At 63.8% G+C, this 18,535-nt stretch carries 15 protein-coding genes; 10 read left to right on the top strand and 5 right to left on the bottom strand.

The window, feature by feature from the left end:
• Positions 1–72: 72 nt before the first annotated feature.
• On the top strand, positions 73–543 hold the full coding sequence (locus tag BPHYT_RS02100; RefSeq protein WP_012431502.1) for an Lrp/AsnC family transcriptional regulator: 471 nt from the start codon (positions 73–75) through the stop codon (positions 541–543).
• 65 nt (positions 544–608) lie between these two features.
• On the opposite strand, the gene BPHYT_RS02095 is transcribed toward BPHYT_RS02100, so the two are convergent.
• On the bottom strand, positions 609–1,499 hold the full coding sequence (locus tag BPHYT_RS02095) for an alpha/beta fold hydrolase (RefSeq protein ID WP_012431501.1): 891 nt from the start codon (positions 1,497–1,499) through the stop codon (positions 609–611).
• Positions 1,500–1,782: 283 nt separating this feature from the next.
• Here BPHYT_RS02095 and BPHYT_RS02090 point away from each other — a divergent pair, with 283 nt between their 5' ends.
• On the top strand, positions 1,783–2,742 hold the full coding sequence (locus BPHYT_RS02090; RefSeq protein ID WP_012431500.1) for an NAD(P)H-dependent flavin oxidoreductase: 960 nt from the start codon (positions 1,783–1,785) through the stop codon (positions 2,740–2,742).
• A 224-nt stretch (positions 2,743–2,966) separates the two neighbouring features.
• On the opposite strand, the gene BPHYT_RS02085 is transcribed toward BPHYT_RS02090, so the two are convergent.
• The 3 genes from BPHYT_RS02085 to BPHYT_RS02075 all read right to left on the bottom strand — a co-directional run bounded on the left by BPHYT_RS02085 (position 2,967) and on the right by BPHYT_RS02075 (position 9,175).
• A complete protein-coding gene (locus BPHYT_RS02085; RefSeq protein WP_012431499.1) occupies positions 2,967–6,863 on the bottom strand; it encodes a methylmalonyl-CoA mutase family protein in 3,897 nt (1,298 codons plus the stop codon).
• An 82-nt stretch (positions 6,864–6,945) separates the two neighbouring features.
• Entirely contained in the window at positions 6,946–7,884 is a 939-nt protein-coding gene (locus BPHYT_RS02080) for a LysR family transcriptional regulator (RefSeq protein WP_012431498.1), read from the bottom strand.
• 205 nt (positions 7,885–8,089) lie between these two features.
• Positions 8,090–9,175, bottom strand: a complete 1,086-nt coding sequence (locus BPHYT_RS02075; protein ID WP_012431497.1) for a porin — start codon at positions 9,173–9,175, stop codon at positions 8,090–8,092.
• A gap of 124 nt (positions 9,176–9,299) precedes the next feature.
• On the opposite strand from BPHYT_RS02075, the gene BPHYT_RS38045 reads away from it, so the two are divergent.
• Entirely contained in the window at positions 9,300–9,512 is a 213-nt protein-coding gene (locus tag BPHYT_RS38045; RefSeq protein ID WP_148225058.1) for a hypothetical protein, read from the top strand.
• A gap of 363 nt (positions 9,513–9,875) precedes the next feature.
• On the opposite strand, the gene BPHYT_RS02070 is transcribed toward BPHYT_RS38045, so the two are convergent.
• On the bottom strand, positions 9,876–10,421 hold the full coding sequence (locus BPHYT_RS02070; RefSeq protein ID WP_041758210.1) for a hypothetical protein: 546 nt from the start codon (positions 10,419–10,421) through the stop codon (positions 9,876–9,878).
• Positions 10,422–10,983: 562 nt separating this feature from the next.
• On the opposite strand from BPHYT_RS02070, the gene BPHYT_RS02065 reads away from it, so the two are divergent.
• The 7 genes from BPHYT_RS02065 (at position 10,984) to BPHYT_RS02035 (ending at position 18,208) form a co-directional block, all read left to right on the top strand.
• The gene (locus BPHYT_RS02065) at positions 10,984–12,012 is read left to right on the top strand and encodes a bile acid:sodium symporter family protein (protein ID WP_012431495.1); all 1,029 of its coding nucleotides are present in this window, start codon (positions 10,984–10,986) and stop codon (positions 12,010–12,012) included.
• 291 nt (positions 12,013–12,303) lie between these two features.
• Positions 12,304–14,154, top strand: a complete 1,851-nt coding sequence (locus BPHYT_RS02060; protein WP_012431494.1) for an EAL domain-containing protein — start codon at positions 12,304–12,306, stop codon at positions 14,152–14,154.
• A gap of 195 nt (positions 14,155–14,349) precedes the next feature.
• Complete coding sequence (locus BPHYT_RS02055) at positions 14,350–15,336, top strand: LacI family DNA-binding transcriptional regulator (RefSeq protein ID WP_012431493.1); 987 nt, start codon at positions 14,350–14,352, stop codon at positions 15,334–15,336.
• On the top strand, positions 15,333–16,616 hold the full coding sequence (locus BPHYT_RS02050; protein ID WP_012431492.1) for an AGE family epimerase/isomerase: 1,284 nt from the start codon (positions 15,333–15,335) through the stop codon (positions 16,614–16,616). The genes BPHYT_RS02055 and BPHYT_RS02050 overlap by 4 nt, the downstream gene beginning before the upstream one ends.
• A complete protein-coding gene (locus BPHYT_RS02045; RefSeq protein ID WP_012431491.1) occupies positions 16,613–17,530 on the top strand; it encodes a carbohydrate kinase family protein in 918 nt (305 codons plus the stop codon). Before BPHYT_RS02050 ends, BPHYT_RS02045 begins: the two co-directional genes overlap by 4 nt.
• A gap of 121 nt (positions 17,531–17,651) precedes the next feature.
• Positions 17,652–17,882, top strand: coding sequence for a hypothetical protein (locus tag BPHYT_RS02040; protein WP_012431490.1), 231 nt, complete (start codon positions 17,652–17,654; stop codon positions 17,880–17,882).
• Positions 17,883–17,962: 80 nt separating this feature from the next.
• Positions 17,963–18,208, top strand: coding sequence for a hypothetical protein (locus BPHYT_RS02035; RefSeq protein WP_012431489.1), 246 nt, complete (start codon positions 17,963–17,965; stop codon positions 18,206–18,208).
• Positions 18,209–18,535 lie beyond the last annotated feature (327 nt).

The following is an 18,535-nucleotide window of genomic DNA, read 5'->3' as shown; positions in this document are numbered from 1 at the left end:
TTAATCCAATCGTCCGAATACATGACTAAACTTAAGCATTCTCGCGACGCAACCTAATAATCGAAGGCCGTCATGACCAAACGCCTTGTTCCTCCAACACCCGCCCCGCTCGACGACACCGACCGCGCGCTTCTCGCCGCGCTCGCGGATGACGCCCGCCAGCCGGTCAGCGAACTGGCGCGTCAGGTCGGCCTGTCGGCGCCGAGCACCGCGGAGCGCGTGCGCAGGCTCGAAGCGCAAGGCGTGATCGAGCGCTTCACGGTGCAGATCGATCCGCGCGCGCTCGGCTACACACTGCAGGCCATCGTGCGCGTGAAGCCGCTGCCCGGTCAGTTGCATCTGGTGGAAGAGGTGATCCGGCGGATTCCGGAGTTCGTCGAATGCGACAAGGTGACGGGCGACGATTGCTTCATCTGCCGGCTGTATCTCCATTCGATCGAGCAACTCGACGAGATCTTGTCGAAGGTCACCGAGCGCGCGGAGACCAGCACCGCGATCGTCAAGTCGACGCCGGTCGCGCGCCGCCTGCCTCCGCTCGGCTGAGCGAGGTGCGAGCGAGGCGCGGGCGCGGCGTCGCGTATGAATGAAACGGAACGAACGGAAAAGGCTTACTGTTCGACCGCTTCGAAGAAGGACAGCATTTCGGCAACCAGTTCGTCCGGCGCTTCTTCGGGAATGTAGTGTCCGCAAGACAGCGCGCGGCCGCTCACGTCGCGCGCCACATGGCGCCATTCCGCCAGCGCGTCGAAGCACTTCTCGATCACGCCCTTGTCGCCCCACAGCACGCGCAACGGGCAGCCAATCTTATGACCGCGTTCGATGTCGGCGCGATCAAGCTCAAGGTCGATGCTCGCCGACGCGCGGTAGTCCTCGCACATCGCGTGAATCGCGTCCGGTTGCGCGAGGGCCGCGCGATAGGCGTCGAGCGCGGCCGGCTCGAACGGAGCCAGACCCGCGTGACGGCTGCCCATCACCGCGTCGACATACGCCGCCGGATTCGCGCCGATCAGCGTTTCCGGCAGCGGCTCCGGCTGAATCAGGAAGAACCAGTGGAAGTAATGCGTCGCAAAGGTGCGGTCGGTGGCTTCGTACATCGCGAGCGTCGGCGCAATGTCGAGCAGCATCAGACGCTCGACGGCGTCCGCATGATCGAGCGCCATGCGATGCGCGACGCGCGCGCCGCGATCGTGCGCGCACACGAGAAAACGTTCGAAGCCGAAATAGCGCATCACGGCGACCTGATCGGCCGCCATCACGCGCTTGGAATACGGCGTGTGCGCGGCGTCGCTCGGCGGCTTGCTCGACGCGCCATAACCGCGCAGGTCCGTGGCGATCACCGTGAAATGCTCGGCCAGTTGCGCGGCGCACTTCTGCCAGATCAGATGCGACTGCGGATGGCCGTGCAGCAGCAGAAGAGGCGGCCCCGCTCCGCCCTTCACTCCAAAAATATCGACATCGCCCACGGCGACGCGAAAGGGCGTGAAACTCTCGAAGGCCATGGCGTCTCTCTCGTGATTTTGGAGTCCCTGCATTGTAAAAGCCCGATGTGTCCACGCGAGGTGGGATAGCCCACGCAAGCATAGAACCTGAACACTCCTTCCAACTGTTCCAAACGCCTCAACCGGACGCGCTCGCCACGCTTCGCCTATAATCGAACGACCGTTCTTAAATTTTTCGCATGTCTGCGGCGGATGAATGCGCCGCAAGCCATGTGCCGCTAAACTCAGTCATCGCCGGACGCGCAACGACGCACCGGCCCGCTCAAATCAGGAGACACGCACTATGGCATTGCCCGCCGTCCTGCAAAAACTTGCGCTGCCCGTCGTCGCTTCGCCGATGTTCATCGTCAGCTATCCCGAACTCGTGCTGGCTCAATGCAAGGCCGGGATCGTCGGCTCGTTTCCCGCGCTGAACGCCCGCCCGGCTGAACTGCTAGACGAATGGCTCACGCAGATTCAGGCGCAACTCGCCGAGCACAAAGCGGCCAATCCCGATGCGGTCATCGGGCCGATCGCCGTGAATCAAATCGTCCATCAATCGAATACGCGGCTCGAACGCGACGTGCGCGTATGCGTCGAACACAAGGTGCCGATTTTCATCACGAGCCTGCGGGCGCCGGCGCGCGAAATTGTCGATGCCGTGCATAGCTACGGCGGCATCGTGCTGCATGACGTGATCAATCTGCGCCATGCGCAGAAGGCGCTGGAAGCGGGCGTCGACGGTCTGATCCTGGTCGCGTCCGGCGCGGGCGGCCATGCGGGCACGACCTCGCCGTTCGCGCTGGTCGGCGAAGTGCGGCGCATATTCGACGGCCCGATCGTACTGTCGGGCTCGATTGCCAACGGCGGTTCGATTCTGGCCGCGCAGGCCATGGGCGCGGACCTCGCCTACATGGGCACGCGCTTCATCGCGACCAAGGAAGCGCACGCGGTCGACAGCTACAAACAGGCGATCGTCAATTCCACGGCGTCGGACATCATCTATACGAATCTGTTCACCGGCGTGCACGGCAACTACATCCGCGAAAGTATCCTGAACGCCGGACTGGACCCGGACGCGCTGCCAGAATCGGACAAGAGCGCGATGAACTTCGGCAGCGACAAGGCGAAGGCGTGGAAAGACATCTGGGGCGCGGGTCAGGGCGTCGGTCTGATGGACGACGTGCCGAGCGTGGGCGACCTGGTGCAGCGTTTGACGAAGGAATATAACGATGCGAAGGCGCGGCTCGGGATTGCGCGCTGAGGTGATGCAGCCCGGCGTCACTCGGCCGGGGTTGCACGTTGCGCGTTAGCCTGTGGGCCTCGGCGGAGGCGCTTGATTCGTGGTGGCCGATTCAGGCCGCCTGGTAGGACACTTCAATCGGACGCCTTTGACCCGCGCGCCTCATCCGGTGCGCCAAAGCTGAAACGGTTTTGCGCACTGGCCCAACTTCAGGCCAAGCGGCAGCAGTCACCGCACAGCCTGACTTACATATTGCGGCGATACTGCCCGCCCACTTCAAACAACGCGTGCGTGATCTGCCCGAGCGAGCAGACACGCACGACGTCCATCAGCACCGCAAACACGTTTTCATCGTCGATCACCGCGCGCTTCAGGCGTTCGAGCGCAGCCGGTGCCGCGTCGCGATGCTGCGACTGGAAAGCGCGCAGACGTTGCAACTGACTCTGTTTTTCGTCGTCGGTGGAACGGGCTAGCGCGATCGGCTGCGGCGCTTCATGCGGATGCGCGCTCAGAAACGTATTCACGCCGACGATCGGATACGAGCCGTCATGCTTGCGATGCTCGTACAACATCGACTCGTCCTGAATGCGTCCGCGCTGATAGCCGGTTTCCATCGCGCCGAGCACGCCGCCGCGCTCGGTCAGCCGGTCGAATTCGGCGAGCACAGCCTCTTCCACGAGGTCCGTCAGTTCCTCGATCACGAAACTGCCCTGATTCGGATTCTGATTCTTCGCGAGTCCCCATTCGCGGTTGATGATCAACTGGATCGCCACCGCGCGGCGCACCGAATCTTCGGTGGGCGTGGTGATCGCTTCGTCGAAGGCATTCGTGTGTAGGGAATTGCAGTTGTCGTAGATCGCGATCAGCGCCTGCAGCGTGGTGCGGATATCGTTGAAGTCGATCTCTTGCGCGTGCAGGCTGCGGCCCGACGTCTGCACGTGATATTTGAGCTTCTGGCTGCGTTCGTTCGCGCCGTAGCGCTCGCGCATGGCGACGGCCCAGATGCGTCGCGCGACGCGGCCCAGCACCGTGTACTCCGGGTCCATGCCGTTCGAAAAGAAGAATGACAGATTCGGCGCGAAGTCGTCGATCGACATGCCGCGGGCGAGGTAGGCCTCGACATAGGTGAAGCCGTTCGCGAGCGTGTAGGCCAATTGCGAGATCGGGTTCGCGCCGGCCTCGGCAATGTGATAGCCGGAGATTGACACCGAATAGAAATTGCGCACACCATGCTCGACGAAGTACGCCTGTATATCGCCCATCACCTTCAGGCTGAATTCGGTCGAGAAGATGCAGGTGTTCTGGCCTTGGTCTTCCTTCAGGATGTCGGCTTGCACGGTGCCGCGCACGTTTTCCAGCGCTGCGCGGCGCGTGGCGGAGAGTTCGTCGTGCGTGAGCGGTCGGCCTTGCTGCTGCGTCATGCGCGCGATCTGCTGGTCGATCGCGACGTTGAAGAACATCGCGAGGATGGTCGGCGCGGGGCCGTTGATCGTCATCGAGACCGAGGTTTCCGGCGCACAGAGATCGAAGCCGTCGTACAACGTTTTCATGTCGTCGAGCGTCGCCACCGAAACGCCCGAATTGCCCACCTTGCCGTAGATGTCGGGGCGCTCGTCGGGTTCTTCGCCGTAGAGCGTGACCGAATCGAAGGCGGTCGACAGGCGCTTGGCCGGCATACCTTCCGAGAGCAGCTTGAAGCGGCGATTGGTGCGTTGCGGATCGCCTTCGCCAGCGAACATCCGCGTCGGGTCTTCGTTTTCGCGGCGGAATGGGAACACGCCCGCGGTGAACGGGAAGTAGCCGGGCAGATTGTCGAGCATCAGCCAGCGCAGAATCTCGCCGTGATCGGCGAATTTCGGCAGGGAAACTTTGCGGACTTCTGAGCCGGAGAGTGTCGTGACGGTGAGTGCCGTGCGGATTTCGCGGTCGCGGATGCGAACGATGTGTTCGGCGCCTGAATAGGCTGCGACGGTCTGCGGCCAGGTGTCGAGGAGCGCGCGTTCGCGTTCGCCGAGGGAGGCGGTGCGTTGGGCGATCAGGGTGTCGAGTTGCTGAAGCGGCGAAGGGGTGTCGGCGGAGGTGACGTTTGCTGGTGCATGTTTGTTTGAGTTTGGGTCTGGGTTGCTGTTGGCGTTGGCGCTAGCGTTGGCGTTGGCGTTGGCGTTGGCGTTGGCGTTGGCGTTGGCGTTGGCGTTGGCGTTGGCGTTGGCGTTGGCGTTGGCGTTGGCGTTGGCGTCCGAGTCGGCGTCCGAGTCGGCGTCCGAGTTAGCGTTCGGGTTGCCGCTCGAATTGCCACTCGCGCTTGCCCGCGATTGCGTCACAGCCCCGGCCTGTGTACCCGCCTCGCCGAGCATCCGGCGCGCCTCGACAAGTTGCCAACGCTCGCGCGCCAGACGCGCTTGTGCGTCGGCTCGCTCGCGATAAGCGTGGATCGTCTGCGCGATATCCGCCAGATAGCGCACCCGCGCCGGCGGCACGATGGCGTTGCGGCCGCTCGAAAAGCGCAGACCTTCGGGCGCGGCCAGACGGCCGCCGCCTGAACGCAAGCCGTGCTTGCGAAGCGCTTCGGCGACGTGCCGGTAGAGCGCGGTCACGCCGTCGTCGTTAAAGCGCGAGGCGATCGTGCCGAACACCGGCATCGCTTCCGGCGGCTTCGCGAAGTCGGCGCGATTGCGCTGCACCTGTTTGGCGACGTCGCGCAATGCGTCCGGCGCGCCCTTCCGATCGAACTTGTTGATCGCGACGAAGCCGGCGAAGTCAAGCATGTCGATCTTCTCCAATTGGCTGGCCGCGCCGAACTCCGGCGTCATGACATACAGCGATTCGTCGACGAACGGCACGATCGCCGCATTGCCCTGACCGATGCCGGATGTTTCGACCACGATCAGATCGAAGCCCGCCGCTTTGCACAGCATGAGCGCATCGGGCAGCGAGTCGGAGACTTCGCTGGACGCTTCGCGCGTTGCCATCGAACGCATGTAGACGCGCGCGCCGCCGCCCCAGTCACCGATCGCGTTCATGCGGATGCGGTCGCCCAGCAACGCGCCGCCGGACTTGCGGCGCGATGGATCGATGGCGAGGACGGCGATGGTGAGGGCGTCGCCGTAGTCGAGGCGGAAGCGTCGGATCAGCTCGTCGGTGAGCGAGGATTTGCCGGCGCCGCCGGTTCCGGTGATGCCGAGGACGGGGGTTGCGGTTGCTTTTGCCTGGGCTTGCGCGGACAGTTTTTCGCGGGCGGATGCGTCGACGGCGCCCGCTTCGAACGCGCTGATGAGTTGCGCGAGACGGCGGAAGGTGGAGGACGCTGGGTCGGAGGTGTTGGCTGTGTTGGCTGTGTTGGCTGTGTTGGCTGTGTTGGCTGTGTTGGCTGTGTTGGCTGTGTTGGCCGCGATGGCCGTGTCAGCCGTGTCAGCCGTGTCAGCCGTGTCAGCCGCGTCAGCCGTGTCAGCCGCGTCAGCCGTGTCAGCCGTGTCAGCCGCGTCAGCCGTGTCAGCCGCGTTAGCCACATGACCCACGCTCGTTGCGCAGCCCACGTGACTCGCCTGACTAAACGGATTTCGCACGGCATCCTCGTCGCCACCAGCATCGCCGCGCGAATCAAACCGCGGCAAACCACGCTTCGAAAACTCGTCCACCCACTCGCCAACCCGACTCTGCCCGACCGCCTCAGCCGCACGCGCACCTTCGGCGCAGCGCGCGATCATATCGTCGATCATGCCTTGCAGCCCGAGCCGCTGTCCGTCCTGCGGCGAATAGATCTTCTCGACGCCGTAACTCTCGAGCTCCGAAATTTCCTCAGGGACAATGACCCCACCCCCGCCGCCGAACACCTTGATGCGCTCGCCGCCGCGCGCTCGCAGCAGATCGACCAGATAGCGGAAATATTCGTTGTGGCCGCCCTGATAGCTGGACACGGCGACGCCGTCGGCGTCCTCTTGCAACGCGGCGGTGGCGACTTCATCGACCGAGCGGTTGTGGCCGAGGTGAATCACCTCGACGCCGCTCGCCTGCAGAATTCGCCGCATGATGTTGATCGACGCATCGTGGCCGTCGAACAACGCAGCCGCCGTGACAAAGCGCAGTCGCCGGCCCGCGGGCAGCTTGTGGCTGCCGGCGCGCTGCGGCGTGGACAGATCGGTCATGTCTCCCCCAGATCGTTACGCGTATGGGTGCTGGCAACCAGTATAGCGAAACGGGTCGGGGTGCCTCGGTGGCTTGCGCGGCCTAGCGCACCGCCAATGCCTTGATCTGTTCGAGCGACGGCCACAGCGATTCGTTCGCGAAACGCTCGGCGAGAAAGTCGACAAACGAGCGCACCTTGGCCGACAGATGCCGACGGCTCGCGTAGACCACGTGAATGGGCAGCTCGCGCGGCGGTACCTCGTCCACCAGCAGTGGCACGAGACGCCCAGCGGCCAGATCGTCGCCGATCACTTCGGTGCCGAGCATCGCGATGCCCGCGCCTTGCAGCACGATCACGCGCTGCGCTTCCAGATGATTGACGATGAGATTGCCCGTCAGACGCACGCGCGGCGAAGCGTCGCCGGTGGCGGGCGCGATTTCGAGCGCCGACACGCCTGCGTACTGCAGATAGTTGTGGCGGGCCAGATCGGCGACGGTCTTCGGCGTGCCGTGCCGCTTTAAATACGCGGGCGACGCGCACAGCACGAGGTGCGCGGTCGCGATCTGCCGCGCGATCAGTGAAGAAGACTTCAACCCGCTCGGCGACGCGCGGATCGCGACATCGAAACCCTCGTCGATCAATTCGACCACGCGGTCCGACAAGGTTATGTCGACAGTGACCTGTGGATACTGCGCAGCGTAGTCGGCCACCGCGGCCATCACGTGGCTCAAGCCAAACGCCGACAGCGACGACACCCGCAAGCGCCCCTGCGGCACGACGCTCGCCGCGCCGACCACCTGCTCGGCCTCCTCAAGTTCCGTGAGCACCTGGCTCAGACGCTCGTAGTACTCGCGGCCCGCTTCGGTCGGCGCGACCCGCCGAGTGGTGCGGTTCAACAGACGCGCGCCGAGTTGCTGTTCGAGGTGCATCACATGCTTGCTCGCCATGGCCGCCGACATCTCCATCCGTTCAGCCGCGCCGACAAAGCTGCCGACTTCGACCACGTGGCGGAACACTTTCATGCTGACGAGGGTATCCATCTCAATCGCTCGCTTTGGGAATCAATCCGCGTCATTTTGCCGTGTTTATCAAAGCCTGGTCGGCAAAACAGCTTCCCAACACACGAACCCCGAGGCGCAGAAGCAAAAAAACCCGCCTTCCGAGGAAGACGGGCTTGGAGATCAAACTGATACGGCCGCTACACGAAGCCCGCAAGCGCGGTGTCGCGCGGCGCGGCCGTGAATTTCAGAACTTCGCGCGCAGGCCGACGCCGTAGGTGTTGCCGCTCGACAGATTGGAGATGTGGTCATACATGTAGGCGGCGTAGATGTCCGTGCGCTTGGACAGCGGATAGTCGTAGCCGAGCGCTGCCGTCTGACGGGTCTGGTCGAAGCCGCCGCCATCGCGCGAGTAGGCGTACGACGCCATCACCGAGCCCGGGCCGAACGGCACCGTCGCGCCGCCTTGCGCCGTGTTCACGTGCCAGCTTGTGACCTGCTGGTTGTTGTACGTGTACATGTACTGGCCGAAGAATTTCACGAACTTCAGGTCGTACGACGCGCCGACTTGCGCGACGCTCTGGCTCTTCAGGCCGGGCACGCCCGACGTGCCGAAGCTGCCGAGGTCGCTCGGCACGTTGTTGAAGTTCACGTACTGATACACCGCCGTGGCCGCGAACGGGCCGTGGAAGTACAGCACCTGGCCGCTCCACTTCTTCGCGCCGTTCTCGGTCGTGTTGCCGAGCGCGTACATGGCCGTCGCGCTCAAGCCGTTGAAGTTCGGCGACGAGTACGACACCGCGTTGCTCCAGCCCGAATCGCCGGTCACGCCCTGATCCGTCGAGTAGGTCGGGAACGTGCCGAGACCCAGGTACGTGTGCCAGACCATCGGCGAGAACTGGTACGAGTCGACGAACGGGTTGAACAGAATCGTCGACACGAACAGCGGCGTCGTCAGACGACCGGCCGTGACCGTACCGTAGGGCGACTCGATACCGACGTACGCGTTACGCGAGAACATCGTGTCGCCGGTGAAGCGGCCGTACTGGCCGTTTTGCGCCAGGAAGAACCCCTCCAACGCGAAGATCGCCTTGTAGCCGTTGCCCAGATCCTCCGCCCCTTTCAAGCCCCAGTACGAAGTCGACATGCCGCCGCCCGAGACCTGCACCGCGGTCTTGCCGCCCGGGAATTTCTGCGCGCCGACCCATTCGTCGACCTGACCGTAGAGTTGCACGCTCGATTGCGCAAAAGCAGACGATGCACTGGCCAGCAGAGCGGCACACGCGGTTGCCTTGAGGGTGGTCTTCAGTGCACTGCTGATGCTTGTTTTCATGGGTTCTCCTGTCTTTGTCAAAAGGGGTGTGGCTGTGCGAAAGGGGGAGCTCGCGCGAATCATTGTTGTTGTCCGTTCGATCATCGAGCCAATCTGGGCGGGATCATCTTTGCGGACCATTTTTATGAACAAAAATATCGTTGGTTATTGCCGGTATATCGGTCTGATTAGTTTTGTCGCTTATCGGCCTGATAAAGCCATGGCCGATGGCGCGCTCGCCGTGCCGCCGCAAGTTTTGCCGCGGCGCGCAAAGCGTTGCTCACATTGCAGCGAACCGGTTGATAACGCCTCAGATGACATGCGGATGACGCACCGCCGCAGAAACGACCAAATTTGACGATGGGAGAGGGTGTGCTGCCGAGCGTTTTCAAAAAAGTGTGGCGTCGAAACGTCACATTGAGCGCGGGCGTTAAGGGTGAAGGCGAGGTGGAAGGCCGCTATCAAGCGGTTTGAAAGGCGGGCGAACTGGTACGGCGCGACTAAGCGATGAGAATTTGGGAGGACGAAATGGGCAAAGACGCCTGGCATCCGGTTCGCGAAAACGCATGCATGAGGGCGCGGTCGGATACCCAGGTGCAGGCACCGGAACAATATCGAAGTGGCGGGGAGATAGAAACAGATGTGTGCGTGCGCTGCCTAAACGGCAAACACTGGTTGCTCACGCAACAACCGCAACGCACAGCGCACGCAGCGCGATCGACTAGTTCCGGTAAGGCGAACCTTCCGATTGGCGCGGGTCGTCGGACTGGCGCTGCATGGCGCGCTGCGAACCGCGTTCCTCGTTGTAACGGGCGATGTCGGCGCGAATCGAGCCGGTACGAACCGGCGCATTGGCCGGCGGCCGCGGCACCGTGCGCGACTCCGCACTGACCGGGGTGATCGCGCCTGCGTACTGCATGCTGCCGCGACCGTCGCCTGCGTAGCCGGCCGGGCCCGCGACACGGCGCACGCCAGGCTTGTAGACGTCGAAACCGTCGGCGTAAGTTCCGCCCGCGAAGTTCGCTCCGCCACGAGGCAGACGCGCGTTACGATCGGCCACCGTACTGCGCGCAGGTGCTGGCGCGACCCCGCCGTAGTAGCGACCACCGTTTTGCATTTCGCCGCGCACGGCATGATTTGCTTCGGCATGCGAATAACCGCCGCCGCCGCCGTGCGGCACGCCCGGCGCTTTCGCATAGGCGAACGAGCACAGCGCAGCGATGACCGCGCCCAACGCCCAGTGCCTCGTTCTCGACAACCCGTCCACCCAGTGACTCTCACGCCCGAAGACTTGCCTGAAGCCCACCGTTCGAGCTGCGACGGACTTGTTTTGGGACTGGCACGAGCGCTGCGAGAACATCGCGGCGCCGGGTATCCCGACGGCCTTTGACCGTAATTTATGGGTGCGGGCAAAGGGTGTCGAGCCAAAAAGTGTTAGGCCTCGGACGCGGATGTAACACCTTGTTACTGCGACGTTTTTCTGCGACAGAGCCCTTGCGTGAAAACCCTGAAACCGCTTGCTTTCAATGACTTGGAGAGATCGCTCGAGCGCTCTTGTGTATGACGAATCGCGTGTGGATTTTCGCCATGATTGTCAAAACGGCATGGACCAAACGGATCACGTCGCCAATACTGAAACGTGAATCACGGCGCTGTCCAAGTACACGTAAACACGCTTGTTGATGCACAACCCTCATTAATCAATTCGGCAAATGAATTTGCATATTTAATCGAAAATCAACAACAATAGCGGTTTCCCATAGGCTGGGACGGCGGTTTCACGCGCACGTCCCGCGCGCTCCTCCGCGTCACCGAATCGAGATTCCGACATGGCTCGCCCGAAACTGCTTCCCGACAACTTCACCCTGTGCCTCGTCGGCACCGTGATTTTTGCCAGCTTGCTGCCGGTTCACGGGCAGGCCGCCGTCGGGTTCAACTGGGTGACGAACGTGGCAGTCGGCCTGCTGTTTTTCCTGCACGGCGCCAAGCTCTCACGCGAAGCGATCATTGCGGGCGCGACGCATTGGCGCCTGCATCTTGTGGTGCTGCTCAGCACGTTCGCGCTCTTTCCGCTGCTCGGCCTCGCGCTTAAACCGCTCCTTTCGCCACTTGTCACGCCGGCGCTCTATGCGGGGGTCCTCTTCCTCTGCACGCTGCCGTCTACGGTTCAGTCGTCGATCGCGTTCACGTCCATTGCCAAAGGCAACGTGCCGGCTGCCGTATGCAGCGCGTCGGCCTCGAGCCTGCTCGGCATCTTCATCACCCCGGCGCTCGTCAGCCTCGTCGTCACCAATCAGGCGGCCGGCGGCGGCGCTTCGCCGTGGCATACGGTAGGCAACATCGTGCTGCAATTGCTGGTGCCGTTCGTGGCCGGGCAGTTGCTGCGCCCGCTGATCGGCAAGTGGATCGAGCGCAATCGCGGCGTGCTCAAGTTCGTCGACCAGGGATCGATTCTGCTGGTGGTGTACGGCGCGTTCAGCGAGGCCGTCAACGAAGGCCTGTGGCATCAGATTCCGCTCTCCGCGCTCGGCGGTCTGCTGCTGCTGTGCGTTGTGCTGCTCGCGCTGGCTCTCGGCGTGACGATATTCGTCAGCAAGCGGCTCGGCTTTAGCCGTGCTGACCAGATCACCATCATTTTCTGCGGGTCGAAGAAGAGTCTCGCGGCCGGCGTGCCGATGGCCAAGGTGATCTTCGCCTCGCATGCGGTCGGCGCCGTCGTCTTGCCACTGATGCTGTTCCACCAGATCCAGTTGATGGTGTGCGCCGCGCTCGCGCAGCGCTGGGGCGCCCGCGACATGAGCGGCGAGACCCACGCCGCTGCGCGCGAGCGGACCGCCGCCGCCGTTGCCCGCCGGTGAATATGCGCGCAATGCAAACAGGACATTCATAAGCGCCCTCCCTGAGCGTCATTTAAAGAAGCCGCCTCGCGCGGCTTTTTTGTTATTTCACGCGGAAACGCCGCCGCTGTCGCCTCGGCCGGATGGCATAGGCCGATTCCTGGCAATGCGAAGCCGGACGGAGCCGATATTCAGAGTGACTCGACCGAATCAATCACCGCACCAAACCGGTGCAACGGTTCATTAAAACTTCACTTAATTCCAGGCAAGCCCGGCCGATAAGCCGAAGGTCGAACGCTACGCCTACCCGCCATGCAACCTCGCTCGCCCTCCCGATCCGCCGCGCCGCGCGTCGAGGAGTTGATCGCCCGGCGTGAGCTGTCCGCCGTGTTCCAGCCGATCATCGATTTCGAAAACGGCGCGATCCTCGGCTATGAAGGTCTGATCCGCGGCCCGGCCGGCACGCCGCTCGAAGCGCCGTTCGCCTTGTTTGCGCAAGCGCTCGCCGAGGGCTGCACGATCGAGCTCGAACGCGCCGCCGCGCGCACCTGCATCGAAGCGTTCGCGCGGCTCGACTTCGACGGCAAGCTGTTTCTGAATTTCAGCGCGGGCGCGATGCGCCAGCTGGCCGAGGCGCGCGACGACACGCTCGCGCTGCTGCGTCATCGCGGCGTCGATCCGCAACGGATCGTGGTCGAGCTGACCGAGCAAAGCACGATTCTGGACGTGAGCAGTTTCCTGCCGGTGATCACGACATTGCGCACAACCGGCGCGCAATTCGCGCTCGACGACTACGGCACCGCGAACGCCAGCATGAGCTTGTGGGTGCGGCTGCAACCGGACGTCGTGAAGATCGACCGCTTCTTCATTCACGACATTGCCTGCGACCCGCTCAAGTTCGAGGCCGTGCGCGCGATGCAGCACTTCGCCAGCGCGAGCGGCGCGCGGCTCGTCGCCGAGGGCATCGAAAACGAAGCGGATCTGATCGTGGTGCGCGACATGGGCATCGGCTGCGGGCAGGGCTTTTTCTTCGGCCGTCCGCACGCGCAGCCGGCCCGCCAGGTGACCGACGACGCCCGCGACGCGCTGCGCGCCGGCCACATCGCCGTGTTCCCCGAGACCACGCGCACGGTGAGCAGCGCGTCGCCTTCGGGCGGCATGGCATCGGAAAAAATGCTGGTGCATGCGCCCGCGCTGCCGCGCCAGGCGACCAACAACGACGTGCTTGAACTGTTCAACCGCCTGCCCGACCTGCATGCGGTCGCGGTCGTCGAACACGACGAGCCGGTCGCGCTGATCAACCGCCGCAGTTTCATGGACCGCTACGCGCTGCCGTATCACCGCGAGCTATTCGGCAAGCGTCCTTGCCTGCTTTTCGCCAATGCATCGCCGGTGGTGATCGAGAAATCGATGACCGTCGAGCAGATGGCCAAGCTCCTCGCAAGCGACGATCAGCGCTATCTCGCCGATGGCTTCGTCATCACCGACAACGGCAAATACGTCGGCCTCGGCACAGGCGAGAAGCTCGTGCGCGCGGTGACCGAGGTGCGCATCGAAGCCGCGCGCTACGCAAATCCGCTGACCTTCCTGCCGGGCAACATCCCGATCAGTTCGCACATTGCCCGCCTGCTCGGCAACGACGCCGGCTTCTACGCGTGCTACGTCGACCTGAACCACTTCAAGCCGTTCAACGACCAGTACGGCTACTGGCAAGGCGACGAAGTCCTGAAATTCGCCGCCGTCGTCCTCGCCGACGTGTGCGATCCCACCCGCGACTTTCTCGGCCACGTAGGCGGCGACGACTTCCTGATCCTGTTCCAGAGTGACGACTGGCGCGAGCGCGTGCTGCGCGCGATCCACGTGTTCAATGAAGGCGCGCAACGCTTTTACGCGCCGGCCGATCGCCTCGCCGGCGGCATTCACGGTGAGGACCGGCGCGGCAATCCGACCTTCTTCGGTTTCGTGACGATGGCGATCGGCTGCGTGCGCGTCGAACCCGCCGACGGCCCGTCGCTCTACAGCAGCGAGGAAATTGCTTCCGTAGCGGCGCTGGCCAAGCGCCGCGCGAAGCACGAAACGAGCGGTTTCGTGCTGATCGACGCCGACGAAAGCGTCGCCTTGTTGCGTGGACAGGCCGAAGCCACTCACGTTTCGCTGGAGTGAAGGAGCGGCCTCAAGATCGCGCATCGGACATTGTTTAGCTATTTTTACTAAACAGCATATTTCGGGCCAACTCCAGCGCGTACGGGTATTTCCGGGTGTCGAGCGAGTGTTTTTCGGGCGGTCTTAGCGCGGTTTTACTATACAATCGCCCGAACTCAAACACCGTCGGCTGCCCTTACGCGGCCGCCTGATTCGATGGCCACAACCATCCGCGACGTCGCCCGCGCGGCCAGCGTGTCGATCGGCACCGTCTCACGCGCACTGAAAAACCAGCCCGGCCTTTCCGAGGCCACCCGCGAGCGCGTCGTCGAAGCGGCGCGCAAGCTGGGCTATGACGCTGCCCAGTTGCGCCCGCGCATCCGCCGCCTCACGTTTCTGCTGCACCGTCAGCACAATAATTTTGCCGTCAGTCCGTTCTTCTCCCATGTGCTGCACGGCGTGGAAGACGCCTGCCGCGAGCGCGGCATCGTGCCGTCCGTGCTGACCGCCGGCCCCACCGAAGACGTGATCCAGCAGATGCGCCTGCATGCGCCGGACGCGGTGGCGATCGCCGGTTTCGTCGAGCCGGAAACGCTGACCACGCTGGTGGCCATGCAGCGCCCGCTCGTGCTGATCGACCTGTGGGCACCCGGCATGCGCTCGGTGAATCTCGACAACGCCGCGGGCGCCACGCTCGCCATGCGGCATCTGTTCGAGCAGCAGCGCAAGCGCGTCGCGTTCATCGGCGGCTCGCTCGCGCACTTCAGCATCGCGCAGCGCGCGCTCGGCTACCGGCGCGCGTTCTTCGAGGCGGGCTTGCTGTTCGACCCGTCGCTCGAAGTGACGATCGACGCCGGCCTCGACCCCGACAGCGGCGCCGCGCGCGCCATGCATCAATTGCTCGACGCGCCGGGTCCGCGCCCGGACGCCGTGTTCGCCTACAACGACGCCGCCGCGCTCGCCGCGCTGCGCGCGTGCCTCGCACGCGGACTACGCGTGCCCGAGGACATTGCCATCATCGGTTTCGACGACATTCCGGCCGCCGCCCATGCCACGCCGCCGCTGTCGACCATCTCGGTCGACAAGGAAGCGCTCGGCCGGCGCGGCGTCGAGCTGCTGCTTGAAGACGCACCTGCCGAACTGGAAGTCCGTTTGCCCGTCCATCTCATTGCCCGTGCCAGTACTTTGGTGAAAATGCCATGACGCAATCCGATCCGCTTCACCCCGCCAACGGCGCCGCTGCGGCGCCGCCCGTCGAGAGCTTCCGCTCGCGCGACTTTCTGCTCTCGCATGTGCAGGACACGCTGCGTTTCTACGCGCCGAACGTGTTCGACCCGAGCGGCGGCTTTTTCCATTTCTTCCGCGACGACGGTTCGGTCTACGACAAAACCACGCGGCATCTGGTGAGCAGTTGCCGCTACGTCTTCAACTACGCGATGGCGTATCGCCAGTTCGGCGACCCGCAGCATCTGGAATACGCGCGCCACGGCTTGCGATTCCTGCGCGAAGCGCATTGGGACGCCCAGCACGAAGGCTACGACTGGGAGATCGAATGGCGCGACGGCAAGAAGCGCACGCTCGACGCGACGCGCCACTGCTACGGCCTCGCGTTCGTCCTGCTCGCCTATTCGCATGCGGCGATGGCCGGCATCGAAGAAGCCAAGCCGATGATCGGCGCGACCTTCGAGCTGATGGAACACCGCTTCTGGGACGCCGCCGCTGGCCTCTACGCCGACGAAGCGTCGCCCGACTGGCGGGTTAGTTCGTACCGCGGCCAGAACGCGAACATGCACACCACCGAGGCGCTGCTGGCCGCGCACGAAGCGACCCGGCATCTCGTCTATCTGGATCGCGCCGAGCGGGTGGCGTCGAATATCACGCTGCGCCAGGCGAAGCTGTCGCAGGGTCTGGTGTGGGAGCACTTTCACGCGGACTGGTCGGTCGACTGGCACTACAACGAGGAAGACAGCTCGAACATCTTCCGGCCGTGGGGCTTCCAGCCTGGGCATCAAACCGAATGGGCGAAGCTGCTGCTGATTCTCGAGCGCTTCCGTCCGTTGCCGTGGCTGCTGCCGCGCGCCATCGAACTGTTCGACGCCGCCATGGCCCACGCGTGGGACGAAGACCACGGCGGCCTCTACTACGGCTTCGGCCCCGACGGCACCGTGTGCGACCACGACAAGTATTTCTGGGTCCAGGCGGAAACCTTCGCGACGGCCGCGCTGCTCGGCAAGCGCACCGGCAACGAACGCTTCTGGGACTGGTACGACGAGATCTGGCGCTACAGCTGGGCGCATTTCGTCGATCACGAGTATGGCGCGTGGTATCGCATCCTCACGTGCGACAACCGCAAATACAGCGACGAAAAGAGCCCGGCCGGCAAGACCGACTATCACACCATGGGCGCGTGCTACGAAGTACTGGCCCACGCGCTGCCCGACGGGGCCGCCGCTGCGCCCGAATCCGCGGAGCAAACAAAATGAGCAATCAGAGCGCGAACCACGAATTCCCCTTCTTCGTCTCGGCCGGCGACATCCTCACCGATCTCGTGCGCACCGGCGCGTCACAATGGCTCTCGCGTCCTGGGGGCGCCGGCTGGAACGTGGCGCGCTGCGTCGCGCGGCTTGGTCTGCCGACCGCGTGCGCAGGGTCGCTAGGCGTCGATAATTTCTCCGATGAGTTGTGGAACGCCAGCGTCGCGGCCGGGCTCGACATGCGCTTCATGCAGCGCGTGGAGCGGCCGCCCTTGCTGGCGATCGTCCACCAGACGCATCCGCCCGCGTACTTCTTCATGGGCGAGAACAGCGCCGATCTGGCCTTCGATCCGGCACAACTGCCGGCGGGCTGGATGGGTCAGGTGAAATGGGCGCATTTCGGTTGTATCAGCCTCGTGCGGCAGCCCATCGGCAACACGCTCGCCACGCTCGCGGCCGAGCTGCGTTCGCAAGGCGTGAAGATCAGTTTCGATCCGAACTACCGGAATCTGATGGAGCACGGCTACGAACCCACGTTGCGAAAAATGGCCGCGCTCGCCGATCTGATCAAGGTGTCCGACGAAGACTTGCGCCTGATCTTCAAGACCGACGACGAAGCCGGCGCACTCGCACAGTTGCGGGCCATGAATCCGGCGGCAACCGTGCTGGTGACGCGCGGACCGGAGACCGCCGTGCTGATCGACGGCGCCATGGTGACCGAGGCGCGGCCGCCGCGCGTCGAGGTGGTCGATACGGTCGGCGCGGGCGATGCATCGATCGGCGGCTTGCTGTTCAGCCTGATGACCGCGCCGCAGCGGGCATGGCCAGAGCACCTTGCGTTCGCGCTGGCCGCCGGCGCGGCCGCTTGCCGGCATGCCGGCGCGCACGCGCCGTCGCTCGATGAGGTGGTCGCGCTGCTGTAATTCTGTTGCCTTTTGCGGCGCGCATTGTCACTGTCGTGGAGCGCCGTCGGGACGGAGAACGGAAGCTCCATCATCGTGCTAGGATGAAAAAACCGAAACCTTTGGAAGACGGAGAGACGCCATGGACGACATCACCTACACCAAAGGCATTTACACGGCCACTGCCTCGACAAGAGAAGTAGAAAAAGACACCTGGCAGGGCGTGGTCACCCTCTCGCGCGACGAAGGCGACGCCACCGCCGATCAGGAAACCACGCTCTACGAAGTCGAGGCCACTTCGTCGACGCCTGAAGAAGCGCTCGAGGAAGCCAAAGCGCTTGCTCATCGCATCCTCGGAGAAATCGAACTTTAGGCAGCAACCGGCGCCGCGTCATTCGCGTTTTCGTTTGCATTCGCGCCGCGCCATCCCGAACCAACCGGCCGGAGGCGGTCATGGCTGAACAGCTCTTTCTCTACGGCGTGTATTCGATTCACGTCCGCCCGCTCGAACTCAACGGTGCCCGCTGGGACGCGGAATACGAGATCCGCCATCGCGAGAAAGCCGTCAAATCCTGGACGACGGTAGGCGGCGACAACGGCTACGGCGACGAAACCGAAGCGGTCGCGGCGGCTCATCAGCAAGCTGTCGACGATATCGAACACGGCGCGGGCATTCCTAAGCCGCGAGCGTTTCCGTAAGTTTGAAGTGCACGAACGGCGCCTGCGTTTCTTTGGCGACGGTGGGGTTTGTGTGCAGCGTCAGTTGGCGACGCCAGCCGGCTTGCATGCATGCATGCGCTGCCGTTCACGCCGAACTGCGGCGTGTCGACCGTTCGCCCGCGCATATCGGCGGCGATCCGCCGCGGTACGCGACAAGCGCAGGACGGAACGCGCGACGGAGCACGGCGAACACACACCGCCCACGCGGCGATAACGCACATTTGCGCAACCGCACGGCAAGCTCAAAATCGGCTTCCACGGCGAAGGCGGCGTGCTACGCTTTGGCCGATTTAACTTCCACGAGCC

Origin of the sequence: Paraburkholderia phytofirmans PsJN (assembly GCF_000020125.1) — a bacterium.
Lineage (GTDB): Bacteria > Pseudomonadota > Gammaproteobacteria > Burkholderiales > Burkholderiaceae > Paraburkholderia > Paraburkholderia phytofirmans.
This window is presented reverse-complemented; position numbering and strand designations above follow the sequence as displayed.